This is a genomic window from Mesorhizobium oxytropidicola (assembly GCF_056174625.1).
This window is the reverse complement of the sequence record NZ_CM149692.1, coordinates 4,702,906-4,726,567: the sequence shown is the minus strand read 5'-3', so window position 1 is coordinate 4,726,567 and position 23,662 is coordinate 4,702,906. Positions and strand designations below refer to the sequence as shown.

Sequence of the window (23,662 nt, the reverse complement as noted above, 5' to 3'; positions counted from 1 at the left end):
TTAGGAATTTGGAGTTAGAACGATGCTGCAGCCAAAGCGCACAAAGTTCCGCAAGCAGTTCAAGGGCCGTATCCATGGTACCGCAAAGGGCGGCACCAACCTGGATTTCGGTGGTTTTCGGGCTGAAGGCGCTTGAGCCGAACCGCGTCACCGCGCGTGAGATCGAGGCGGCCCGCCGCGCAATCACTCGCGAAATGAAGCGCGCTGGCCGCGTCTGGATCCGTATTTTCCCGGATCTGCCGGTCACGTCGAAGCCGACCGAAGTCCGCATGGGCAAGGGCAAGGGTGCCGTCGACTACTGGGCGGCACGCGTCAAGCCGGGTCGCATCATGTTCGAGATCGACGGCGTCAGTGAAGAAACCGCCCGTGAGGCGCTGCGTCTCGGCGCGGCCAAGCTCTCGGTCAGGACGCGCTTCGTACAGCGCATCGCAGAATAAGGACGGGCTGATCATGAAAGCCGAAGACATCCGGACCAAGACCCAGGACCAGCTGACCGACGATTTGGCCAGCCTGAAGAAGGAGCAGTTCAACCTGCGCTTCCAGAAGGCCACCGGCCAGCTCGAGAAGACCGCGCGCGTGAGGCAGGTCCGTAAGGACATTGCGCGTATCAAGACCATCGCTGCGGAAAAGTCCGCGGCCAAGAAGGCTTAAGGACGAAAACCATGCCAAAGCGCATTCTGCAGGGCACCGTCGTCAGCGACAAGAACGAGAAGACGGTTGTCGTCAAGGTCGAACGGCGCTTCACGCATCCCGTGATGAAGAAGACCGTGCGCATGACCAAGAAGTACAAGGCGCACGACGAGAACAACGCCCACAAGGTTGGCGATCAGGTGTTCATCCAGGAATCGAAGCCGATTTCCAAGGACAAGCGCTGGATCGTCGTGTCTTCGGACCAGGCGTAAACAACGAATTTTGGACAGACCGGGGAGGGGCTTCGAGCCCGTCCCGTTAGAAAAGAAGAAGGCGGCCAGTCATGATTCAGATGCAAACAAACCTCGACGTGGCGGATAATTCCGGCGCGCGTCGTGTCATGTGCATCAAGGTGCTGGGCGGCTCGAAGCGGAAATACGCTTCCGTGGGCGACATCATCGTGGTGTCCATCAAGGAAGCCATTCCGCGCGGCCGCGTTAAGAAGGGCGATGTGATGAAGGCGGTCGTGGTTCGCACGGCCAAGGACATCCGCCGCCCGGACGGCAGCGTGATCCGTTTCGACAAGAACGCGGCCGTTCTCGTCGACAACAAGAAAGAGCCGATCGGCACGCGTATCTTCGGACCGGTTCCGCGTGAACTCCGCGCCAAGAACCACATGAAGATCATCTCGCTCGCGCCTGAAGTGCTGTAAGGAGCCGGACCAATGCAAAAGATTAGAAAAGGCGACAAGGTCGTCGTGCTGGCCGGCAAGGACAAGGGCCGTTCGGGCGAAGTCCTCTCGGTTCAGCCGAAGGATGACACCGCGCTGGTGCGCGGCGTCAACATGATCCGTCGTCACCAGAAGCAGTCCCAGTCCCAAGAGGGCGGGATCATCACCAAGGAAGCGCCGATCCAGCTGTCGAACATCGCGCTGGCCGACCCCAAGGATGGCAAGCCGACCCGCGTCGGTTTCATCTTCCAGAAGGACGGCAAGAAGGTGCGCGTCGCCAAGCGCTCGGGAGAAGTCATCAATGGCTAAGGCTCAAAGCAAGCAGGCGACTGCCACCAACACGCCGCGTCTGAAGCAGGTCTACAACGAGACCATCCGCAAGGCGCTGCAGGAGCAGTTCGGCTACGCAAACGACATGCAGGTTCCGCGCCTCGACAAGATCGTGCTGAACATGGGTGTTGGCGAAGCGACCGCCGATTCCAAGAAGCCCTCGGTTGCGGCCGAAGACCTGGCGATGATCGCCGGCCAGAAGGCCGTCGTCACCCGCGCCCGCAATTCGATCGCTGGCTTCAAGGTCCGCGAGAACATGCCGATCGGCGCCAAGGTCACGCTGCGCAAGGAACGTATGTACGAGTTCCTCGACCGCCTCGTGAACATCGCGCTGCCGCGCGTCCGCGACTTCCGCGGACTGAACCCCAAGAGCTTCGATGGCCGTGGCAACTACGCCATGGGAATCAAGGAGCACATCGTGTTCCCGGAGATCAACTACGACAAGGTTGATCAGATCTGGGGCATGGACGTCATCGTTTGTACGACTGCGAAGACGGACGACGAAGCCCGGGCATTGCTCAAGGCTTTCAACTTCCCCTTCCGCCAGTAACGGCAGCGAGAAAAGGAAAAATCTGAAATGGCAAAGACCAGCTCAGTCGAGAAGAATAACAGGCGCCGCAAGCTTGCCGACCAGTACGGTCCCAAGCGCGCTGCCCTGAAGGCGATCATCATGGATCAGTCCAAGCCGATGGAGGAGCGCTTCCGCGCTCAGCTCAAGCTTGCTGCCCTGCCGCGCAACTCGGCCAAGATCCGCATCCGCAACCGCTGCGAAGTCACCGGCCGTCCGCGTGCCTACTATCGCAAGCTCAAAGTATCGCGCATCGCGCTTCGTGATCTCGGCAACAACGGCCAGATCCCGGGCCTGGTCAAGTCGAGCTGGTAAGGAGGACATAACATGTCATTGAGCGATCCTCTCGGCGATATGCTGACCCGCATCCGCAACGCCTACGGCCGCAAGAAGTCGAGTGTCTCGACGCCGGCCTCGCGTCTGCGCACCCGCGTCCTCGACGTGCTGAAGGCTGAAGGCTATATCCGCGACTACAGCCAGACCGACTTCGACAACGGCAAGTCCGAAATCGAAATCGAGCTGAAGTATTTCGACGGTGCGCCGGTCGTGCGCGAAATCGCCCGCGTCTCGAAGCCAGGCCGCCGCGTTTACGTCTCGGCCAAGTCGATCCCGCACGTCGCCAACGGCCTCGGCATCGCCATCCTTTCGACGCCGAAGGGCGTGATGGCCGATCACGAAGCCCGCGAACAGAACGTCGGCGGCGAGATCCTCTGCCAGATCTTCTGATCTGGCAGCTGACCGCAAATTGGAATCCGGTCTTCGGATCGTTCCGAAGACAGAGACCTGAAACAAGAGAAGTGACGAGGACAACAAAATGTCTCGTATTGGAAAGAAACCCGTTTCGCTGCCGCAGGGCGTGACCGCGACCGTCAACGGCCAGACCGTGACGGCGAAGGGCCCCAAGGGCGAGCTGAAGTTCGTGGTGAACGACGAAGTCCTGGTCAAGATGGAAGGCAGCGAGATTGCTGTCGAGCCGCGCGACCAGACCAAGACCGCCCGCTCGAAGTGGGGCATGTCGCGCACGCAGATCGTCAACATCCTGCAGGGCGTCAAGGACGGTTTCGAGAAGAAGCTCGAGATCACCGGCGTCGGCTATCGCGCAGCACTTCAGGGCAAGAATCTGCAGCTGGCACTTGGCTTCAGCCATGACGTCGTTTACGAGACGCCGGCTGGCATCACCATCACCGTGCCGAAGCCGACCGAGATCACCGTTGCCGGCATCGACAAGCAGCAGGTTGGCCAGGTGGCTGCCGAGATCCGCGAATACCGCGGCCCGAGCCTTACAAGGGCAAGGGCGTCCGCTACGCTGGCGAGAAGATCGTCCGCAAGGAAGGCAAGAAGAAGTAGTGGGTTTGGCCCCGAAAAGTTGCAGACTTTTCGGAAAGGGCCAAACCAAGAAGTGTAACGCCGCGGGGAGCGGTCGCGGGAGGCGCTTTCGCCTGCCGCATATGGCGGCCCCCGTTTTTTGAAGGCAAGGAACTATCATGGCTAGCAAAGAATCCATCCAGCGCCGTGCGCAGCGCGTCCGCCGCCAGATCAAGAAGGTCGCCGGCGACCGTCCGCGTCTGTCGGTCCACCGCACGTCGAAGAACATCTACGTTCAGGTCATCGACGACGCCAAGGGTCACACCATCGTCGCAGCCTCGACGCTCGAGAAGGACCTCAAGGGTTCGCTCAAGACAGGCGCCGACACCGCGGCCGCTGCTGCGATCGGCAAGCTGATCGCCGAGCGCGCCACCAAGGCCGGCGTCAAGGAAGTCGTCTTCGATCGCGGCGCCTACATCTATCACGGCCGCGTCAAGGCGCTGGCCGAGGCTGCCCGCGAAGGCGGTCTTAGTTTCTAAAAAACTTTCGCCCCCGGTGACCCACAGAGGCACCGGATCTCATCATCAACCGTGCTTCCGGAAAAAAACAAGGAACAGGATATGGCACAGGAACGTAGGGAAGGCGGCCGCGGCCGCGAGCGTGAAGAGCGCGATGACGGCATGGTGGACAAGCTGGTCCACATCAACCGCGTCGCCAAGGTCGTCAAGGGTGGCCGCCGCTTCGGTTTCGCCGCACTCGTCGTCGTCGGCGACCAGAAGGGTCGCGTCGGCTTCGGTCATGGCAAGGCACGCGAAGTGCCGGAAGCCATCCGCAAGGCAACCGAATCGGCAAAGCGCGACATGATTTTCGTACCGCTGCGCTCGGGCCGTACGCTGCATCACGACGTCGAGGGACGTTGGGGCGCCGGACGCGTTCTGCTGCGCGCTGCCAAGCAGGGTACCGGCATCATCGCCGGCGGCCCGATGCGCGCCGTCTTCGAGACGCTCGGCATGCATGACGTGGTCGCCAAGTCGATGGGTTCGTCGAACCCGTACAACATGGTTCGCGCCACCTTCGACGCGCTGAAGAGCCAGATGCATCCCAAGGATGTGGCTGCCGCTCGCGGCATCAAGTATTCGACCCTTCAGGCCCGCCGCGGCACCGCCGTTGCGGCTGAAGAATAGTCGATCTGACCAGGGATTTTGACCATGGCCAAGAAAGCAACCAAGACCATCACCGTTGAGCAGATCGGTTCGCCGATCCGCCGTCCGAAGGAACAGCGCGCGACGCTGGTCGGCCTCGGCCTCAACAAGATGCACAAGCAGCGCACCCTGGAAGATACGCCTTCCGTGCGCGGCATGATCGCCGCCGTTCAGCATCTCGTCCGCGTCGTGGACGAGGGCTGAGCCAAAGCGCAGGAGAACTCAGATGAAACTCAACGATCTGCGTGACAAGGACGGCGCGACGCATTCCAAGAAGCGTCTCGGCCGTGGCATCGGTTCCGGCTCGGGCAAGACCGCCGGTCGCGGCGTCAAGGGCCAGAAGGCGCGCTCCGGCGTCGCCATCAACGGCTTCGAGGGTGGCCAGATGCCGCTCTACAGGCGCCTGCCGAAGCGTGGCTTCAACAACATCTTCGCCAAGAGCTTCGTTGTTGTGTCGCTGGCACGCATCCAGGAAGCCGTCGATGCCAAGAAGCTCGACGCCAAGGCAACCGTGACGGCCGAGGCGCTTGTCGCCGCCGGCGTCATCCGCCGCGTCAAGGATGGCGTGCGCGTGCTGTCCGATGGCGAGCTCAAGGCTAAGCTTGCCTTCGATGTGGCCGGGGCTTCCAAGGCCGCGATCGAGAAGATCGAAAAGGCTGGTGGCTCGGTCAAGTTGCCGGAAAAGGCAGCTGCCGAGTAACGGCAATTTGAAGCGCGATCGGCAAGAGTGGGATCCCGTTTTTGCTCACGATTGCGCTTTGATCTGCTCAATTAAGCGGCCGCGTCAACGCGGCCGCTTGCATGTTTAGAGCCCGGAGCTTATCTCGTGAGCTTCGGTGAAACGCACCGCCTGACCTCACGGGCCATCAAGCGTTACCAAGCGGAGAATCAGGCATGGCTTCGGCTGCTGAACAACTAGCCTCGAATTCTGAATTTCTCGGCCTTCGCCAAGGCGGAGGACCTGAAGAAACGCATCTGGTTCACGATTGGCGCGTTGCTGGTCTACCGCCTCGGCACCTACATTCCGCTTCCCGGGATCAACCCTGACGCCTTCGCCCAGGCCTTCTCCTCGCAGAGCAAGGGCGTGCTCGGCATGTTCAACATGTTCGCCGGCGGCGCCGTGCAGCGCATGGCGATCTTCGCGCTCGGCATCATGCCTTACATCTCCGCCTCCATCATCATGCAGCTGATGACCTCGGTCATCCCGTCGCTGGAAGCGCTGAAGAAGGAAGGCGAACAGGGCCGCAAGGTCATCAACCAGTACACGCGCTACGGCACCGTGCTGCTGGCCCTGGTGCAGGCCTACGGCATTTCGGTAGGGCTGGAAAACGGCAACGGCATCGTCAGCGATCCCGGCATGTTCTTCCGCATCTCCACTGTCGTCACGCTGGTCGGCGGCACCATGTTCCTGATGTGGCTTGGCGAGCAGATCACCGCGCGCGGCATCGGCAACGGCATTTCGCTGATCATCTTCTCCGGCATCGTCGCCGGCCTGCCGCATGCCATTTCCGGCACGCTGGAACTCGGCCGCACCGGTGCCCTGTCGACCGGCCTGATCCTGGCGATCATCGTTCTGGCCATCGTCGTCATCGCGCTCATCGTGTTCTTCGAGCGCGCCCAGCGCCGTCTGCTGATCCAGTATCCGAAGCGCCAGGTCGGCAACCGCATGTTCCAGGGCGACACTTCGCATTTGCCGCTGAAGCTCAACACGTCGGGCGTCATCCCGCCGATCTTCGCGTCGTCGCTGCTGCTGCTGCCGGCCACCGTCGCCGGCTTCTCGCAGACGACCAACATGCCCGCCTGGGCGAGCACCATCCTGGCCTCGCTTGGCCACGGCCAGCCGCTCTACATGCTGTTCTACGCGGCGATGATCGTGTTCTTCGCCTTCTTCTACACAGCGATTGTCTTCAATCCGAAGGACACCGCCGACCAGCTCAAGAAGCATTCGGGCTTCATCCCGGGCTATCGTCCGGGCGAGCGCACCGCCGATTATATCGATTACGTTCTCACCCGCATCACCGTCATCGGCGCCATCTATCTGGTGCTGGTGTGCCTGCTGCCGGAGTTCCTGATCTCGGCGACTGGCGTACCGTTCTACCTTGGTGGCACATCGCTTCTGATCGTGGTCAGTGTCACGCTCGATACGGTTGCACAGATTCAGGGCCACCTGATCGCGCACCAGTATGAAGGCCTGATCAAGAAGTCGAAGCTGCGCGGGGGAAGAAAGCCAGATGAGGTTGATTTTGCTTGGGCCGCCAGGGGCGGGCAAGGGGACACAAGCACAAAGACTGGTAGACAAATACGGCATACCCCAGCTTTCGACGGGCGACATGCTGCGTGCCGCCGTTCAGGCCGGGTCCGAAGTTGGCAAGCGTGCCAAGGCGGTGATGGATGCCGGTGAACTGGTGTCCGACGCCATCGTCAACGCCATCGTCGCCGAACGCATCGACCAGGCCGACTGCACCAAGGGGTTCATCCTCGACGGCTATCCGCGCACGCTGGTGCAGGCCGATGCGGTTGAATCGATGCTCTCGGAGCGCGGTATCGGCCTCGATACGGTCATCGAACTGGTCGTCGACGACAGGGCGCTGGTCGGCCGCATCGTCAAGCGCGCCGAGGATGCCAAAGCGGCCGGCCAGCCGGTGCGCAAGGATGACAATCCCGCGGTGTTCGAGGAGCGCCTGCGCGAGTACTACAAGAAGACCGCTCCGCTGACCGGCTACTACTACGCCAAGGGCAGGCTCAAGACGGTCGACGGCATGGCCAGCATCGACGCGGTGACCGCCGAGATCGAAGCCGTGCTCGCGTCGGCTACCAAGGCGCGGTAAGGGAATTTGAAGATTAGGCTTGACGGGAGCGGCTCGCTGCGGTATGGCGGCCCGTCTTCCTATCAGGTGCGAACTTTGCTTGTCCGCAAGGGCAAGGCAGTCGCTTTGAACTGGAAACACCCGCAAGGGCCGGCCTCCACCGGACGCGGGGCAACTTTGACAGCGCCGGGCCTTCCTTGTTTTGAAGGTTGGCCGGCCCACATGGAGAAGAGAAGAACATGGCTCGTATAGCCGGCGTCAACATTCCGACCAACAAGCGCGTCGTCATTGCGCTTCAGTACATTCACGGCATTGGCAAGAAGTTCGCCCAGGAGATCGTCGACAAGGTCGGCATCCCGGCCGAGCGCCGCGTCAACCAGCTGACCGACGCGGAAGTGCTGCAGATCCGCGAGACCATCGACCGCGACTATCAGGTCGAAGGCGACCTGCGCCGCGAAGTGTCGATGAACATCAAGCGTCTCATGGACCTCGGCTGCTACCGCGGCCTGCGTCATCGCCGCTCGCTGCCGGTTCGCGGCCAGCGTACGCACACCAATGCACGCACCCGCAAGGGCCCGGCCAAGTCGATCGCCGGCAAGAAGAAGTAATTTAGGGCAGTAAGGGAGTAGGGCAGTAAGGCAATAGGACCGGCAGACATACTGCCCTACTGCCATATTCCCCTACTGCCTTCTCCTAGGTGGAGCCGCTGGCATTACGGCGGTGTAGAGATCAACTGAAAGGAATAACATGGCCAAGGAAGCCGCTCGTGTTCGCCGTCGCGAACGCAAGAATATCTCGTCGGGCGTTGCCCACGTCAATTCGACCTTCAACAACACGATGATCACCATCACCGACGCGCAGGGCAATTCGATTGCCTGGTCGTCGGCCGGTGCCCAGGGCTTCAAGGGTTCGCGCAAGTCGACCCCGTTCGCTGCCCAGATGGCTGCCGAAGACGTTGCCAAGAAGGCCCAGGAACACGGCATGCGCATGCTTGAAGTCGAGGTCTGCGGACCTGGCTCGGGTCGTGAATCGGCGCTGCGCGCCCTGCAGGCGGCCGGCTTCACCATCACCTCGATCCGTGATGTGACGCCGATCCCGCACAATGGCTGCCGCCCGCGCAAGAAGCGCCGCGTCTAAGAAATTACCGAACGCCGCGTGAGCGCCTCAAGGGCGCTCCTCCACGGCATTCCAGGTCGCCCGCCACGATTGGATGGTGGCGGGTCAACGGAAGGAAAGCATCATGATCCAGAAAAATTGGCAGGAACTGATCAAGCCGAACAAGATCGAGTTCTCGTCGAAGAAGAAGACGCTGACCACGCTGGTCGCCGAGCCGCTTGAGCGCGGCTTTGGCCTCACGCTGGGCAACGCGCTGCGCCGCGTGCTTCTGTCTTCGCTGCGCGGTGCGGCTGTCACCGCCGTGCAGATCGACGGCGTTCTGCATGAATTCTCGTCCATCGCCGGCGTGCGCGAGGACGTGACCGACATCGTCTTGAACATCAAGGAAATCGCCATCCGCATGGAAGGCGACGGCCCCAAGCGCATGGTCGTGCGCAAGCAGGGACCGGGTGCGGTTCTCGCTGGTGACATCCAGACGGTTGGCGACGTCGAGATCCTCAACCCCGACCACGTTATCTGCACGCTGGACGAAGGCGCTGAAATCCGCATGGAGTTCACCGTCGACACCGGCAAGGGCTACGTGCCGGCCGAGCGCAACCGCGCCGAGGACGCGCCGATCGGCCTGATCCCGGTCGACAGTCTCTATTCTCCGGTCAAGAAGGTCTCCTACAAGGTCGAAAACACCCGCGAGGGCCAGGTTCTCGACTATGACAAGCTGACCATGACCATCGAGACCGACGGTTCGATCTCGGGCGAGGACGCGGTGGCTTTCGCCGCCCGCATCCTGCAGGACCAGCTTGGCCTGTTCGTCAACTTCGATGAGCCGCAGAAGGAAGTCGCGGCGGAAGCCGTCACCGAGCTCGCCTTCAACCCGGCGCTGCTCAAGAAGGTCGACGAGCTCGAGCTTTCCGTGCGTTCGGCCAACTGCCTGAAGAACGACAACATCGTCTACATCGGCGATCTCATCCAGAAGACCGAAGCCGAGATGCTGCGCACCCCGAACTTCGGCCGCAAGTCGCTGAACGAGATCAAGGAAGTCCTGGCGGCGATGGGCCTGCACCTCGGTATGGAAGTGCCGGACTGGCCGCCGGAGAACATCGAAGACCTCGCCAAGCGTTACGAAGACCAATATTGAGCATGAATTCCAAGGATCGGCGGCGTGGGCCGCTTGATCCGACGGTCATGCGGAAAACCATCAGAGGCCGCGGCCTCTTGAACAACTGAAGAAGGAAAAGAGCCATGCGCCACGGTTTCAAAGGCCGCCGCTTCGCCCGAAGCATTAGCCATCGCAAGTCGATGTTCGCCAACCTCGCCGTGTCGCTGCTCGAGCACGAGCAGATCGTCACCACCCTGCCGAAGGCGAAGGACCTGCGTCCGATCGTCGAGAAGCTGGTGACGCTCGGCAAGCGCGGCGACCTGCACGCCCGCCGCCAGGTGATCGCGCAGATCGGCAATGAAGGCGTCGTCAAGCGCCTGTTCGACACCATCGCCCCGCGCTACGCCAACCGCAACGGCGGCTACCTGCGCATCATGAAGGCGGGCTTCCGTCACGGCGACAATGCCGCCATGGCCGTCATCGAGTTCGTCGATCGCGACACCTCGGCCAAGGGCGCCGGCGACCGCGCCCGCATCGAAGCCGAAGGCACCGACACGGAAGCCGCAGCCGCATAAGGCTCGGTCTTTCCAGAATGAATCGAAGGGGCCTGCGGGCCCCTTTTCTTGTTCTGCGCGCGCCAAAGCGTCTCCAAAACGATCGGCAGGCGCGAAAATAATCGGATTTCAGCGGCTTAGCCTTTCATTTTGCACAATCGTCGGGACAATGCGCCCGAACTTGCCTTGGAGGATTCGCGAATGCGCGCCAAAAGACTGTCCCTTGTTCTGCTCTGCGCCTTCATGGTGTTCGCAGCCGCACCGGCAGTTCGGCAGGCGTTTGCCGAAGACGCCGCAAAGCCCGCCGATCCAGGCCTGTCGGACGTGCTGACCGATTTGTTGCATGGCGTTGAAGGCGAGAATTCTACCTCGGGGCCCGACAAGCGCGTGCCCTTCGGCCGCGAGGAGGTGCAGCTTTCGTTCGCGCCGCTGGTCAAGCAGACCGCGCCCGCCGTGGTCAACGTCTATGCCTCGCAGACGGCCAAGGTCACATCGCCTTTTGAAGGTGATCCGTTCTTCGAGGAGTTTTTCGGCCGCGCCCAGCCGCGCGCGCAGTCCTCGCTGGGCTCAGGCGTGCTCGTCGACCCGAGCGGTGTCATCGTCACCAATTTCCACGTCATCAAGGATGCCGACGAGGTCAAGGTGGCGACCGCCGACGGGCGTGAATTCACCAGCAAGGTGATGCTGAAGGACGAGACTTCTCGATCTCGCCGTGCTCAAGATCGAATCCGACAAGCCGTTCCCGGTCATCGCCATCGGCGATTCCGACGCGCTCGAGGTCGGCGACCTGGTTCTGGCCATCGGCAACCCCTTCGGCGTCGGCCAGACCACCACGAGCGGCATCGTCTCGGCACTTGCCCGCAGCCATATCGGCGTTTCGGATTCGGGCTATTTCATCCAGACCGACGCCGCCATCAATCCCGGCAATTCCGGCGGCGCGCTGATCAACATGGGCGGCCAGCTGGTAGGCATCAACACCGCCATCTACAGCCGCAGCGGTGGCTCGATCGGTATCGGCTTTGCCATCCCCGCCAACATGGTGCGGGCTTTCGCCGATGCCGCCAAGGCCGGCCTCGACTTCTTCGAACGGCCCTATATCGGCGCCGAGTTCGAGGCGGTGACGCCGCAGATCGCCGAATCGCTCGGCATGGAAAAGCCGACCGGGGCGCTGGTCTCTTCCGTCGAAGCGACCGGACCGGCGGGCAAGGCTGGGCTGAAGGCGGGTGATGTCGTGCTGCAGATCAACGGCAAGCCCGTCGAGAGCATCGAGGCGCTGGACTATCGCATGGCGACGCTGTCGATCGGCACCAAGGCGAATTTCGCGGTCCTGACCAAGGGCCAGCAGGCGGCGATGGACATCGCGCTAGAGCGTGCGCCGGAGGGCGCGAAAGCCTCGGAAGTGACGCTGCATGGCCGCAGCCCGTTCTCGGGCGCCAAGGTTGCGGAACTCTCGCCGCGACTTGCCCAGAAGCTTGGTCTGCGCACCGACCTCAAGGGCGTGACGGTGATCGATATCAACCGCGATTCGCCGGCCGCCGATTTCGGCTTCCTGCCGGGCGATATCGTGCGCGAGGTCAACGGCACCACCATCGACACCGCCGCGACGCTGGCGCAGGTAGCCCAGCAGGATACGCGCTGGTGGCGCTTTACCGTCGAGCGCGGCGGGCAGATACTGCGCCAGGTGTTGCGTTACTGAGTTCGATCTGAAGGGATCGCGCTCCAAACCAAAAGAAATGCATGGCCGATCTGTTCAGTGTCGATGAACCGGAAAAAGCGCCGCCCGGTCGGCCGCTGGCCGACAGACTGCGGCCAAAGAATCTTGGCGAGGTCGTCGGCCAAGAGCATCTGACCGGCCCTGATGGCGCGCTGACGCGTTTGATCGGGTCCGGCTCGCTCGGTTCGATGATTTTTTGGGGCCCGCCGGGCACCGGCAAGACCACGGTGGCGAGGCTGCTCGCCGGCGAAACCAGCCTTGCCTTCGAGCAGATATCGGCGGTGTTTTCGGGCGTCGCCGACCTGAAGAAAGTGTTCGAGACGGCCAAGCTGCGTCGTGCGAACGGTCGCCAGACCCTGCTTTTCGTCGACGAGATCCATCGCTTCAACCGCGCCCAGCAGGATTCCTTCCTCCCTGTCATGGAGGATGGAACGGTCGTCCTGGTTGGCGCTACGACCGAGAACCCGTCCTTCGAACTCAACGCGGCCTTGCTGTCGCGCGCGCGCGTCATGGTCTTTCATTCGCTGGGCGAGGAGAGCATCGCCAAGCTGATGGTGCGCGCGGAGGAGACGGAGGGCAGGGCGCTGCCGCTCGACGACGAGGCGCGGGCGATGCTGATCCGCATGAGCGACGGCGACGGCCGCGCCTCGCTGACGCTCGCCGAGGAAGTCTGGCGCGCCGCCAAGCCCGGTGAGGTCTTCGACCCCGAAGGGCTGCAGCGCATCGTCCAGCGCCGCGCGCCGATCTACGATAAGGGCCAGGACGGCCACTACAATCTGATCTCGGCGCTGCACAAATCGGTGCGCGGCTCGGACCCCGATGCAGCGCTCTACTATCTCGCGCGCATGTTCGACGCTGGCGAGGATCCGCTCTATCTCGGCCGCCGGCTGGTGCGCATGGCGATGGAGGACATCGGCCTTGCCGATCCGCAGGCGCTGGTCGTCGCCAATGCCGCCAAGGACGCCTACGACTATCTGGGCTCGCCGGAGGGCGAACTGGCCTTTGCCGAGGCCACCGTCTATCTCGCCACCGCGCCCAAATCCAATGCCGTCTACACCGCCTTCAAGGCGGCCACCCAGGCAGCCAAGCTGCATGGCTCGCTGCTGCCGCCAAAGCACATCCTCAATGCGCCGACCAAGCTGATGAAAGAGGAGGATTACGGCGCGGGCTATCGCTATGATCATGACGAGCCGGACGCTTTTTCGGGCCAGGACTATTTTCCGGAGAAGATGGGCCGCCAGACCTTCTATGATCCGCCCGAGCGTGGCTTCGAGCGCGATATCCGGAAGCGGCTCGATTATTGGGCGAAGCTGCGCAAAGAGCGGGAATAGCTGATTTGCGTCGGCCGGTGGTCGTCACGCTGCGTGACGAGGCTTCGCCTTGGGGCATCTCAACCTCGGTTGTTCTCCACACGCTGCTCGCCGCGACGCTGGCGCTTATGCCGCTGCCAAAGCGGCCGAAGCGGCTGGAAGAGGAGCGGGTGTCGGTCGCCATTCTGACGCCACAGCAGTTCGAGGCCGCGACAAGGCCACCGCCGGCGCCAGCATCGCCTTCGGCACCCGAGGCACAAGCGCCGGCGCCGGCACGAACTTCAACACCAACACCATCGCCGAGTACTCCTCCAGCTCAACCGCCCACCGCGCCGGCTATGATCCGGCCGACCGAAATGCTGTCGGCCAAGACGCTTGCCGATCCGCGCAGCCGGCAGGCGCGCGCCGATCTAGCGACCTTCGCTTCCGACGAGCGCATGGTGCAATTGTGCAATCTCGAGGCCATGGACCAGATCCGGCGATGGCGCGTGGATTTTCAGCCGGAACGCGTCGTGCCCTACGCAACGGACGAAGAGAAGATCAGCGGCACCACGATCGCCGCCGATGGCGCGGCTTTCCGCAGTCGCAAAAACTGGTATAGTCTGAAGTTCAACTGCCAGCTCGCACGAGACGGCGAAAGCGTCATCGGTTTTGAGTTCCTGGTCGGCGATCCCGTGGCCAGGGAGAAATGGGACGAGTTCGGCTTGCCAGCGGTGCATTAACCCCAGCGATGCATTGGCCGAGGTCTGGCAAATTCCACCAGGCAGCTGCAGGGCCACGACGTCGTGGCGTTGTGCGGCGACCCGAAAAAACCTTATCAAGGCGCACGGCCGGGCGGTGGTCGTTGCCGTGATTTGGCACACTCATTCGCAACAGGATCGCGCTCCGCGCGTGGAAAAATGACAAAAACCCTTCGCAAATCCCTTCGCAAATTCGCCATCGCCATCCCGCTTCTCGCCCTTGGCTTCTACTTCATCCCCATCCTGACGACGATCTTCATCGTCTGCGGCCTGATCGACGTGCTGCGCAACGACAGGAAGGATCTGTCGCTGTTCTCAGGCTACTTCCTCGGCAACGGCCTGTTCACCTGGCTGCTGTCGCCGTTCAACCTGCTGGTCGATCTGCTCTGCTACAGGAACCCCGGCGTGTGGAAGCTGGAGCAGTTTCCAGAAGACTATCAGCGCGAGGTCAATGAGGTCCTGGACATCTTCAGGGCGCGCAAGGACGAGATCATCGCCGACATCGACGCCAATTTCGGCGCAGGCCGGCGCGGCATGTATGTCTACCAGTGGTATGGCAAGCACAGGATCGACAACGTCGCTGAGTTCAACAAGGATTTCAAATACATCAAGACCATCGCCGTGTCGGTCTTCAGCAAGCGCGAATCGACCTCCTGGCATTTCGGCCCACTGCGACTCAGCCTGCGCATCCTCTACAATCTGGTTCCGGTGAAGTCCGAAATCTTCGTCGAATGCGGCAACGTCAAGAACTACTGGTACGACAATCCGCTGTTCATTTTCGACGACACGCTGCTGCATCGCTCGGTCAATGAGTATGATGGCCGCCGCTACTGCGTGTTCATGGACATTATCAGGCCGTCCCCGTTCCCGAGACTGATCGCAGGTATGCTCGCGGTTGTCTCCGTCAGCGTCGAGCGCATCAATTCGATGTTTTATAAGAACTGGAAGATGATCGGCTCGACCAAGCCAAAGAAGGTCGAAACCACCTGAGCTGAAAGCTTCGCGGCGCTGCCGGCCTCGCTGGCAGCGTTCTGGCGGCTTTTAGCGGTCGGCCACCTCCCGCTATTGCTGTTGGACCATTGTCTTATAGCGCCAGCAGTCGCTGTTCCCCTACAACTCGATGCGGCGGATATATCTGAACGGATATAACGCTGCTTGAGTCGGAAGCGCCTTGGGAGGATGAGGTGAGCGGACAGCCGGCCCATCATGCCGATATCGTCCAGGCGGCCATTGCCACCAGCGATGCCGCCCGATCGGCGTTGGTTGCCTCCTGGAGGCGCTCGCTCACGGTGCATGGGCTGGATCCTGGCCAACGACAGGCGCCTCGTCGGCTGACCGAAGGCGAGTTCAGGCTGGCGCGGCAGCGGGTCGAGCAGCTGCTGCGGGCTGCGAATGCGAGCCTTGATCGTCTCTATCTTGCGGTCGGCGGCATTGGCTGTTGCGTCCTGCTTGCCGATCGAGACGGTATCCCTGTCGAACGCCGTGGGGCTTCCGCCGATGACGAGACCTTCGACGAATGGGGCCTGTGGACCGGGACAGTATGGAGTGAGGACTCCGAGGGCACCAACGGCATCGGCACATGCCTCGCCGACCAGCGCGCGCTGACCATCCACCGCGACCAGCACTTCTTTTCGAGCAACACGCTGCTCAGCTGCACCACGGCGCCGATTTACGACCACGAGGGCAATCTGGCAGCCGCGCTCGATGTCTCGTCGTGCCGGTCGGATCTGACCGAAGGCTTTGTCGGCCTGATCGCCATGGCGGTCGGTGATGCCGCTCGCCGCATCGAGGCCGAGAATTTTCGCCTGTCTTTTCCCAATGCCCGCATTCTGCTTGCCTCGGCGGCCGAGCGCGGCGCCGGCGCGTTGATTGCGGTCAACGGCGATGATCTGGTCGTCGGTGCGACACGCTCGGCGCGGCAGAGCCTCGGCATCACGCAACAGGCTCTGGCCAGGGGGCTGCCCGCCGCCGACATCCTTGGTGACGTCGCCAAGGCCGCGGAGGAACTCGAGGAAGCGGAGCGCGGAGTGATCCAGCGGGCGATCGCGCGCGCCGATGGCAACGTCTCCGCCGCCGCGCACAATCTCGGCATTTCGCGAGCCACCCTGCATCGCAAGCTCGCCCGCTTCGGCATTCGCCGGCCACATTGAGTTTCGGCGCCGAACCTGTCGCAATCTTGCGACAGTCGGCCTTGGGTGGATGACTTGCCCGGGCTGACAAATCCCGATGGCGTCCGCAATCTCCTTGGCAGCGCGGTACATCCCGTACCGCTGTTTCCTGGGAGGAAGTCGATGAACAAGGTGGAATTTTCCCGCACGGCCAAGGTTCCCTTCGCCAAGCGCTACGACAACTACATCGGCGGCAAATGGGTGGCGCCGCATTCAGGAAAGTATTTCGACAACATCTCGCCGGTGAACGGGAAGCCGCTTGGCGAAATCGCCCGTTCGGATGCGAGCGACATCGAGGCGGCACTCGACGCCGCGCACAAGGCCAAGGACGCCTGGGGCAGGACCAGTGCAGCGGCACGTGCCCTGATCCTCAACCGCATCGCCGATCGCATGGAAGACAATCTCGACCTTCTGGCGCTCGCCGAAACCTGGGACAATGGCAAGCCTATCCGCGAGACGACCGCCGCCGACCTGCCGCTCGCCATTGACCATTTCCGCTATTTCGCTGGAGCCGTACGCAGCCAGGAAGGCGGCATCTCTGAGATCGATCACGACACCGTCGCCTATCATTTCCATGAGCCGCTTGGCGTCGTCGGCCAGATCATTCCGTGGAATTTCCCGCTGCTGATGGCGGTGTGGAAGCTGGCGCCGGCCCTTGCCGCCGGCAATTGCGTGGTGCTGAAGCCGGCCGAACAGACGCCCGCCACCATCATGCTGTGGGCGGACCTGATCGGCGACTTGTTGCCGGATGGCGTGCTCAACATCGTCAACGGCTTCGGCCTCGAAGCCGGCAAGCCGCTCGCTTCCTCGAACCGCATCGCCAAGATAGCCTTTACCGGCGAGACCACGACCGGGCGGTTGATCTCGCAATATGCCAGCCAGAACCTCATCCCGGTGACGCTCGAACTCGGCGGCAAGTCGCCCAACATCTTCTTCCAGGACGTCACGTCAGAGGACGACGATTTCTTCGACAAGGCGATCGAAGGCTTCGTCATGTTCGCGCTCAACCAGGGCGAGGTCTGCACCTGTCCCAGCCGCGCGCTGGTGCATGAGAAGATCTATGACAAGTTCATGGAAAAGGCGCTGAAGCGCGTCGAGGCGATTGTCCAGGGCGATCCGCTGGACCCGGCTACCATGATCGGCGCGCAGGCATCGAGCGAACAGCTGGAGAAGATCCTGAGCTACTTCGACATCGGCAGGCAGGAAGGCGCCGAAGTGTTGGCCGGTGGCGAGCAGAACCATCTGCCGGGCGATCTGGCCGGCGGCTACTACGTCAAGCCGACCGTGTTCAAGGGCCACAACAAGATGCGCATCTTCCAGGAGGAGATTTTCGGCCGGTCGTCTCGGTGACGACCTTCAAGGATGACGACGAGGCATTGTCGATCGCCAATGACACGCTCTACGGCCTCGGTGCCGGCATCTGGAGCCGCGACGCCAACCGCTGCTACCGCTTCGGCCGCGCCATCCAGGCCGGCCGTGTGTGGACAAACTGCTACCACGCCTATCCCGCGCACGCGGCGTTCGGCGGCTACAAGCAGTCCGGCATCGGCCGCGAAAACCACAAGATGATGCTCGACCACTATCAGCAGACCAAGAACATGCTGGTCAGCTACAGCCCGAAGAAGCTCGGCTTCTTCTGATCGCCTCCCAAGGCAGCGCATGATCCTTTCCGAGGGATCATGCGCGCTCTGTCACGAGGCCAGGCTGCCGGCCGCGCCTGAGGTTTCGTCGTGGAGGATGACATGCCAGACAAGGTTTCCCTGGGAAAAGTCTCGGCGACGCCCGAGGCGAGAGCCTTTCTGGCGGAGATCATCACCGACCACGGTCGCGTGCTGTTCCACCAGTCCGGCGGTTGCCGCGATGGATCCTCACCGATGTGCTACCCCCGCGGCGATTTCATCGTCGGCGACAATGACGTCATGCTGGGCGAGATCGGCGACACCCCGGTCTACATCAGCGCTTCGCAATATGAGGTGTGGAAGCACACCGACCTCCTTATCGATGTGGTGCCGGGCAGGGGTGGCATGTTCTCGCTCGACAATGGGCGTGAGAGGCGGTTTCTGACACGTTCAACTGTGTGTGCGATCCCATCGCCCTCGACGTGAAGGGATTGACGCCACCGCCTTCGCAGGGGCAGTAGACGGCGATGTTCAATCTGCTTCTCGTGGTCGTCGGCGGTGGCATCGGCGCCGGCATCCGCCATCTCACCAATATGGGCGCGCTGCGCCTCGTCGGCCCCAATTATCCCTGGGGCACGATCGCCATCAACATTGTCGGCTCCTTTGCCATGGGCCTGTTCATCGCCATACTGGCGCGCCGCGGCGGATCGAACGAAGTCAGGCTGTTTGTCGCCACCGGCATCTTTGGCGGCTTCACGACGTTCTCCGCCTTTTCGCTCGATTTCGCGACGCTGTGGGAGCGCGGTGCCACGCTGCCGGCGTTTGGATATGCGCTGGCCAGCGTCGTTGGCGCCATTGTCGCCCTGTTTCTGGGACTTTGGCTCGCAAGAAGCCTGCCTTAGTGCTATTGCCGCGCCAAGCGCAGGCCGAGCCCTGCTTTGGAAACGGATAAGCGAAGAACAAATGGCAGGCGTCGAACAGATCACGGTGGAGGCCGGCGAGGCGGGCATGCGGCTCGATCGCTGGTTCAAAACCCATTTCCCTGGCCTTGGTTTCGGCCATCTGCAGAAGCTGCTGCGCTCCGGCCAGATCCGCGTCGATGGCGGCCGCGTCAAGGCCGACAGCCGTGTCGAACCTGGCCAGGTGGTGCGTATCCCGCCGCTCGAGGTCGACAAGAAGGGCGAGAGCGCGCTGACCGGCCATTCGATCCGCAATCAGGGCGATGCCGACGTCCTGGCAAAAATGCTGATCCATGAGGATCCGAAGGTTTTCGTCTTCAACAAGCCCGCGGGCTTGGCGGTGCAGGGTGGCTCGGGCGTCACCCGCAATGTCGACGACATGCTGGAAGCCTGGCGCAACCAGAAGGGCGAGAAGCCACGGCTGGTCCACCGGCTCGACCGCGACACGTCGGGCGTGCTGGTCGTCGCCCGCACCCGGCTCGCGGCAATGAAGCTTTCCGAAGCGTTCCGCGCCCGCGAGACCAAGAAAACCTATTGGGCGCTGGTCAAGGGCGTGCCGCCAAAGCGCGAGGACAAGATCTCGACCTGGCTGATCAAGGAGCCGACCGAGGACGGCGACCGTGTGCGGGTGGCTGCGCATGGTGAAAAAGGCGCCGATCACGCCGTATCCTACTACCGCATCATCGAACAGGCGGCGCAGACCATGACCTGGCTGGAGATGGAGCCTTATACGGGCCGCACCCACCAGCTTCGCGTCCATGCCGCCTATATCGGCTGCCCGATCATCGGCGACCCGAATATTTCGAAGCCGACACCAACTGGGATTTTCCCGGCGGCATTCAAAACCGCCTGCATCTGCATGCGCGCCGCATCATCATTCCGCACCCTGACAAGGGTGTCATCGACGTCACCGCGCCGATGCCGCCGCATATGCGCCAGAGCTGGAACCTGATCGGCTTCGACGACGCCAGCGCGGAGGATTGACCTTGAGCGGCGCCACCGACGCGCTCGATCGGCGCGACGCAGTCGACATGGCCGCCGCCGCCATCATGGTCGGCCTGACCTTTTCCTGGGGCTTGAACTACGTCGCCGCGAAAATCTCCTACGCCGGCTACGATCCTGTCTTCCTGTCGATCGCACGCTCGATCATCGGCGGCTTCTGCGTCTTCCTCTGGTGCCGCTGGCGCGGCATCGCGCTGTTCACGCGCGATGGCACATTGCTGGCTGGCATTGCCGTGGGCGTGCTTTTCGGCATCGAGTTCCTCTGCCTCTATGTCGGCCTGGAGCACACGACCGTTGCCCGCAACACGCTGCTGGTCAACTCGATGCCGTTCTGGATGCTGATTGGCGGGCACTTCCTGCTTGGCGAACAAATCACCATGCGCAAGTTCCTTGGCCTGCTGCTGGCCTTCGCCGGCCTTGCCGCCGTCTTTTCCGACAAGCTCGGCGGCGGCGGGGACATGCTGTTCGGCGATCTGCTGAGTCTCGGCTCCGGATTTTTCTGGGCGCTGACCAACATCCTCATCAAACGGTCCAAACTGGTCGAGGCGAGCGCGGAGAAGTTGCTGCTCTATCAGCTCGCCGGCGCGGGGATCGTCGGCATATTGGTGCTGCCTCTCGCCGGTCCACCGGTGCGCGATCCCTCCTTGTTGCCGACATTGGCGCTGCTTTTCCAGGCGATCTACATCGTCGCCTTCACCTATGTCCTGTGGTTCTGGCTGCTGCGCCGCTATCCGGCCTCCGGCCTGTCCAGCTTCACCTTCCTGTCGCCGGTTTTCGGCGTTTTGTGCGGCGCGATCATCTTGAACGAACCGCTGACCATTCGCATTTTTCTGGCACTTGGCTTGATTGCGGCGGGCCTGATCATGGTCAACCGGCCGGCACGTAAGCTGACACCGGTGTGAGAGAGATTTTTCATGCGTGACATCCTCAACGACCTCGAAGCCGGAAAATATCTTTCCGATCCGGATCCGGTGCGCCGCGCCCAGATCCAGATGAAGACGCCGCTGCCCAAGCGCTTCTACAAGACCGTTTTGGTTGCGCCGGTGGAGGAAGGTTTCGCCGTGCATCTCGACGGCAAGCCGGTGCGCACGCCGGGCAAGGCGCTGCTGGCGCTGCCGACCGAGGCGGCTGCAGCGCTGGTTGCCGACGAATTCGCCTCGCAGGGCGAGACGATCAATCCGGTGACGATGCCGGTGATGCGCCTGGTCAACACCGCCATCGACGGCGTTGCCAGCGATCCGCAGGCGGTGCTGGAAGACATACTGCGTTTTGCCTCGTCCGATCTGCTCTGTTACCGCACTGATGCGCCGCAAGGGCTGGTTGAGTGGCAGAACGAGCACTGGGATCCGGTCATCGATTGGGCGCGTGCCACACTCGGAGCCCGCTTCAACCTTGCCGAGGGGATCATCCATGTCGAGCAGCCGCGCGAGACGATCGCCATTCTTGGCAGTCATCTTGCTCAGCGCGCCGAGCCGATGCGGCTGGCCGCCATCCACGTCATGACCTCGCTGACCGGTTCGGCGCTGCTGGCGCTGGCCGTCGATTTTGGCGAGCTCGACGTAGAGGCCGCCTGGGCCGCCGGCCATGTCGACGAGGACTGGCAGATCGAACATTGGGGGCAGGACGCCGAAGCGGTCGCCCGACGCGCCGCCCGCAAACGCGACATGATGGCTGCCGTCAGCCTTCTCGAAGCGCTCAAGGCCTGACCCTGCGGCCAATACCGCAGCGCACCTAATACCAAAGTCATAATCCCATCGTCGCTCTGCCGTCGTGGGGCGCTTTCTGTCATTTTTTCCGTGATGGCTGTCGTGAGTCCGCGCTCGGAGGAGAACACGGACACTGCCACGCGGCATCGAGGACAAGGGTCTCACGGGAGGACAACTCAATGGCAATGGCATCGACCGCCGGCGGAACCAGCCGCGGCATGACGCGGGAAGAGAAGAAGGTCATCTTCGCTTCCTCGCTCGGTACCGTTTTCGAATGGTACGATTTCTATCTCTACGGCTCACTGGCGGCCTTCATCGGTTCGACCTTTTCAGCCCGACCATTCCCGAGGCGACGCGCAACATCTTCGCGCTGCTGGCCTTCGCTGCCGGCTTCCTTGTCCGTCCGTTCGGGGCGCTGTTGTTCGGCCGCATTGGCGATCTTGTCGGCCGCAAATACACATTCCTCGTCACCATGACGATCATGGGCCTGTCGACCTTCCTGGTCGGTCTGCTGCCTGGCTATGCGACTTTGGGCATCGCCGCTCCGGTGATCCTGATCGGCCTGCGCATGCTGCAGGGCCTGGCGCTCGGCGGCGAATACGGTGGTGCGGCGACCTACGTTGCCGAGCACGCACCCGATGACCGCCGCGGCTTCTATACGTCCTGGATCCAGACGACGGCGACGCTCGGCCTGTTCCTGTCGCTGATCGTCATCCTGATCGTTCAGGGCTCGCTGAGCAAGGAAACCTATGCCAATTGGGGCTGGCGCATTCCGTTCATCGTTTCTTTCGTGCTGCTCGCCGTTTCGATCTGGATTCGGCTATCGCTTTCGGAATCGCCGACCTTCCAGAAAATGAAGGAAGAGGGCAAGGGCTCCAAGGCGCCGCTTTCGGAAGCTTTCGGTCAGTGGAAGAATGCCAAGATCGCACTGTTGGCGTTGCTCGGCCTCACCGCCGGCCAGGCCGTGGTCTGGTACAATGGCCAGTTCTACGCACTGTTCTTCCTGCAGAACGTGCTGAAGGTCGACGCGCAGTCCGTCAACATCATGATCGCCGCCGCGCTGGCGCTTGGCTCGATCTTCTTCGTCGTGTTCGGCTGGCTGTCCGACAAGATCGGCCGCAAGCCGATCATCATGGCTGGCCTTGCGCTGGCCATCGTCTGCACCTTCCCGCTGTTCAAGGCATTGACCTGGGCCGCCAACCCGGCGCTCGCCAAGGCACAGCAGAGCACACGGGCAACGGTGACGGCAGCCCCTGGCGACTGCAAGTTCCAGTTCAATCCGGTCGGCACGGCGAAGTTCACGACGTCCTGCGACATCGCGACGTCATTCCTGACCAAGAACTCGGTGCCCTATGACGTGTTGTCGACGGCCGCGGCTGGAACGGCTGCGTCGGTCAAGATCGGCAACGAGACGGTGGCATCCTACGATGCGGTCGCCGCAGGCGACCAGGCCAAGGCCAAGGACGCTGCCTTCGTCAAGGCCGTCAACATGTCGCTGCTGGACGGCGGCTATCCGTTGAAGCGCGCGGCGATCAAGGTTGCGGATCAGAAACTCGATGCCTTCATCGCAGCCAATCCTGAACTCAAGCTCGACGCCGCTACCATCCGCGGCGGCGAAAAGGCAGCCGTGCCGACCGATCAGGCGGTCAAGGACAAGCTCTTGACCGCTGACGAGGCAGCGGGCGCGCCCGAGGTCACCGTCTACAACATTCCGGGCGGCGGCGCCTTCGCCATGTTCGCCGATCCTGCGGCGGTTAACTGGCCGATGACAATCGGCATCCTGTTCATCCTGGTCCTTTTCGTGACCATGGTTTACGGGCCGATCGCGGCGATCCTGGTCGAGATGTTCCCGACCCGCATCCGCTACACCGGCATGTCGTTGCCCTATCACATCGGCAATGGCTGGTTCGGCGGCCTGCTGCCGGCGACCGTGTTCGCGCTCAGTGCCTACAAGGGCGATATCTATTATGGCCTTTGGTATCCGGTGGTGATCGCGGCGATCACGCTGGTCATTGGCATGATCTTCGTCAAGGACACGCTCGGAACCGATCTGCACGCCAAGCAGTAGCGATCAGATCCGCGTGAAAAAGCCCGGCGTGAGCAAAC

The 23,662-nt window shown here is 62.3% G+C and carries 24 protein-coding genes and 7 pseudogenes; all 31 read left to right on the top strand.

Annotated elements, in window-relative coordinates; translation table 11 throughout:
- The first annotated feature begins 22 nt into the window (after positions 1 to 22).
- The 31 genes and pseudogenes from rplP (at position 23) to AC0V8S_RS23505 (ending at position 23,624) form a co-directional block, all read left to right on the top strand.
- A pseudogene (rplP, locus tag AC0V8S_RS23655) lies at positions 23 to 437 on the top strand (50S ribosomal protein L16).
- Between the two features lie 13 nt (positions 438 to 450).
- Positions 451 to 651 (top strand): 50S ribosomal protein L29, encoded by a 201-nt coding sequence (rpmC, locus tag AC0V8S_RS23650; RefSeq protein ID WP_006205459.1) that lies wholly within the window; start codon positions 451 to 453, stop codon positions 649 to 651.
- A gap of 11 nt (positions 652 to 662) precedes the next feature.
- Positions 663 to 902 carry a 30S ribosomal protein S17 gene (rpsQ, locus tag AC0V8S_RS23645; RefSeq protein WP_010909280.1) on the top strand — a complete coding sequence of 80 codons (240 nt, stop codon included), beginning with the start codon at positions 663 to 665 and terminating at the stop codon, positions 900 to 902.
- Between the two features lie 71 nt (positions 903 to 973).
- Positions 974 to 1,342 (top strand): 50S ribosomal protein L14, encoded by a 369-nt coding sequence (gene rplN, locus AC0V8S_RS23640; protein ID WP_006205457.1) that lies wholly within the window; start codon positions 974 to 976, stop codon positions 1,340 to 1,342.
- 12 nt (positions 1,343 to 1,354) lie between these two features.
- The gene (gene rplX / locus AC0V8S_RS23635; protein WP_006205456.1) at positions 1,355 to 1,669 is read left to right on the top strand and encodes a 50S ribosomal protein L24; all 315 of its coding nucleotides are present in this window, start codon (positions 1,355 to 1,357) and stop codon (positions 1,667 to 1,669) included.
- Positions 1,662 to 2,240 carry a 50S ribosomal protein L5 gene (gene rplE, locus AC0V8S_RS23630; RefSeq protein WP_095203283.1) on the top strand — a complete coding sequence of 193 codons (579 nt, stop codon included), beginning with the start codon at positions 1,662 to 1,664 and terminating at the stop codon, positions 2,238 to 2,240. Before rplX ends, rplE begins: the two co-directional genes overlap by 8 nt.
- A gap of 27 nt (positions 2,241 to 2,267) precedes the next feature.
- Positions 2,268 to 2,573, top strand: a complete 306-nt coding sequence (gene rpsN, locus AC0V8S_RS23625; protein ID WP_010909282.1) for a 30S ribosomal protein S14 — start codon at positions 2,268 to 2,270, stop codon at positions 2,571 to 2,573.
- A 12-nt stretch (positions 2,574 to 2,585) separates the two neighbouring features.
- A complete protein-coding gene (rpsH, locus tag AC0V8S_RS23620) occupies positions 2,586 to 2,984 on the top strand; it encodes a 30S ribosomal protein S8 (RefSeq protein WP_006205453.1) in 399 nt (132 codons plus the stop codon).
- Positions 2,985 to 3,072: 88 nt separating this feature from the next.
- Positions 3,073 to 3,605 (top strand): annotated as a pseudogene (rplF, locus tag AC0V8S_RS23615) (50S ribosomal protein L6).
- Positions 3,606 to 3,742: 137 nt separating this feature from the next.
- Positions 3,743 to 4,102: a 50S ribosomal protein L18 gene (gene rplR, locus AC0V8S_RS23610; protein WP_095203285.1), complete on the top strand. Its 360-nt coding sequence runs from the start codon at positions 3,743 to 3,745 to the stop codon at positions 4,100 to 4,102.
- Positions 4,103 to 4,183: 81 nt separating this feature from the next.
- On the top strand, positions 4,184 to 4,747 hold the full coding sequence (gene rpsE / locus AC0V8S_RS23605) for a 30S ribosomal protein S5 (protein ID WP_032933400.1): 564 nt from the start codon (positions 4,184 to 4,186) through the stop codon (positions 4,745 to 4,747).
- A 24-nt stretch (positions 4,748 to 4,771) separates the two neighbouring features.
- Positions 4,772 to 4,969 carry a 50S ribosomal protein L30 gene (rpmD, locus tag AC0V8S_RS23600; RefSeq protein WP_006205449.1) on the top strand — a complete coding sequence of 66 codons (198 nt, stop codon included), beginning with the start codon at positions 4,772 to 4,774 and terminating at the stop codon, positions 4,967 to 4,969.
- A gap of 22 nt (positions 4,970 to 4,991) precedes the next feature.
- Positions 4,992 to 5,465, top strand: coding sequence for a 50S ribosomal protein L15 (rplO, locus tag AC0V8S_RS23595; protein ID WP_010909286.1), 474 nt, complete (start codon positions 4,992 to 4,994; stop codon positions 5,463 to 5,465).
- A 194-nt stretch (positions 5,466 to 5,659) separates the two neighbouring features.
- Positions 5,660 to 6,992 (top strand): annotated as a pseudogene (gene secY, locus AC0V8S_RS23590) (preprotein translocase subunit SecY); the annotation flags it as partial.
- Positions 6,993 to 6,996: 4 nt separating this feature from the next.
- A complete protein-coding gene (locus tag AC0V8S_RS23585; RefSeq protein WP_475433680.1) occupies positions 6,997 to 7,593 on the top strand; it encodes an adenylate kinase in 597 nt (198 codons plus the stop codon).
- A gap of 218 nt (positions 7,594 to 7,811) precedes the next feature.
- Positions 7,812 to 8,180 (top strand): 30S ribosomal protein S13, encoded by a 369-nt coding sequence (gene rpsM, locus AC0V8S_RS23580; RefSeq protein WP_006205445.1) that lies wholly within the window; start codon positions 7,812 to 7,814, stop codon positions 8,178 to 8,180.
- A 139-nt stretch (positions 8,181 to 8,319) separates the two neighbouring features.
- Complete coding sequence (gene rpsK / locus AC0V8S_RS23575) at positions 8,320 to 8,709, top strand: 30S ribosomal protein S11 (RefSeq protein ID WP_006205444.1); 390 nt, start codon at positions 8,320 to 8,322, stop codon at positions 8,707 to 8,709.
- A gap of 103 nt (positions 8,710 to 8,812) precedes the next feature.
- Positions 8,813 to 9,823, top strand: coding sequence for a DNA-directed RNA polymerase subunit alpha (locus AC0V8S_RS23570; RefSeq protein ID WP_006205443.1), 1,011 nt, complete (start codon positions 8,813 to 8,815; stop codon positions 9,821 to 9,823).
- Between the two features lie 104 nt (positions 9,824 to 9,927).
- A complete protein-coding gene (gene rplQ, locus AC0V8S_RS23565; RefSeq protein WP_183458980.1) occupies positions 9,928 to 10,359 on the top strand; it encodes a 50S ribosomal protein L17 in 432 nt (143 codons plus the stop codon).
- A 180-nt stretch (positions 10,360 to 10,539) separates the two neighbouring features.
- Positions 10,540 to 12,034, top strand: a pseudogene (locus AC0V8S_RS23560) (DegQ family serine endoprotease).
- Between the two features lie 41 nt (positions 12,035 to 12,075).
- The gene (locus tag AC0V8S_RS23555) at positions 12,076 to 13,383 is read left to right on the top strand and encodes a replication-associated recombination protein A (RefSeq protein WP_123167584.1); all 1,308 of its coding nucleotides are present in this window, start codon (positions 12,076 to 12,078) and stop codon (positions 13,381 to 13,383) included.
- A 5-nt stretch (positions 13,384 to 13,388) separates the two neighbouring features.
- Positions 13,389 to 14,084, top strand: a complete 696-nt coding sequence (locus tag AC0V8S_RS23550) for a DUF930 domain-containing protein (RefSeq protein WP_475433674.1) — start codon at positions 13,389 to 13,391, stop codon at positions 14,082 to 14,084.
- Positions 14,085 to 14,261: 177 nt separating this feature from the next.
- Positions 14,262 to 15,092 carry an aspartyl/asparaginyl beta-hydroxylase domain-containing protein gene (locus AC0V8S_RS23545; RefSeq protein WP_475433673.1) on the top strand — a complete coding sequence of 277 codons (831 nt, stop codon included), beginning with the start codon at positions 14,262 to 14,264 and terminating at the stop codon, positions 15,090 to 15,092.
- Positions 15,093 to 15,286: 194 nt separating this feature from the next.
- Entirely contained in the window at positions 15,287 to 16,252 is a 966-nt protein-coding gene (locus AC0V8S_RS23540; RefSeq protein ID WP_475433671.1) for a helix-turn-helix domain-containing protein, read from the top strand.
- A 141-nt stretch (positions 16,253 to 16,393) separates the two neighbouring features.
- Positions 16,394 to 17,910, top strand: a pseudogene (gene adh / locus AC0V8S_RS23535) (aldehyde dehydrogenase).
- 102 nt (positions 17,911 to 18,012) lie between these two features.
- Positions 18,013 to 18,375, top strand: coding sequence for a DUF779 domain-containing protein (locus AC0V8S_RS23530; protein ID WP_475433669.1), 363 nt, complete (start codon positions 18,013 to 18,015; stop codon positions 18,373 to 18,375).
- 41 nt (positions 18,376 to 18,416) lie between these two features.
- Positions 18,417 to 18,791 carry a fluoride efflux transporter CrcB gene (gene crcB / locus AC0V8S_RS23525; protein ID WP_475433667.1) on the top strand — a complete coding sequence of 125 codons (375 nt, stop codon included), beginning with the start codon at positions 18,417 to 18,419 and terminating at the stop codon, positions 18,789 to 18,791.
- A 61-nt stretch (positions 18,792 to 18,852) separates the two neighbouring features.
- Positions 18,853 to 19,832: pseudogene (locus AC0V8S_RS23520) on the top strand (RluA family pseudouridine synthase).
- A 47-nt stretch (positions 19,833 to 19,879) separates the two neighbouring features.
- On the top strand, positions 19,880 to 20,752 hold the full coding sequence (locus tag AC0V8S_RS23515; protein ID WP_475438685.1) for a DMT family transporter: 873 nt from the start codon (positions 19,880 to 19,882) through the stop codon (positions 20,750 to 20,752).
- Positions 20,753 to 20,764: 12 nt separating this feature from the next.
- Positions 20,765 to 21,556, top strand: a complete 792-nt coding sequence (locus AC0V8S_RS23510) for an ATP12 family chaperone protein (protein WP_475433665.1) — start codon at positions 20,765 to 20,767, stop codon at positions 21,554 to 21,556.
- 179 nt (positions 21,557 to 21,735) lie between these two features.
- Positions 21,736 to 23,624: pseudogene (locus AC0V8S_RS23505) on the top strand (MFS transporter).
- Positions 23,625 to 23,662: the final 38 nt, after the last annotated feature.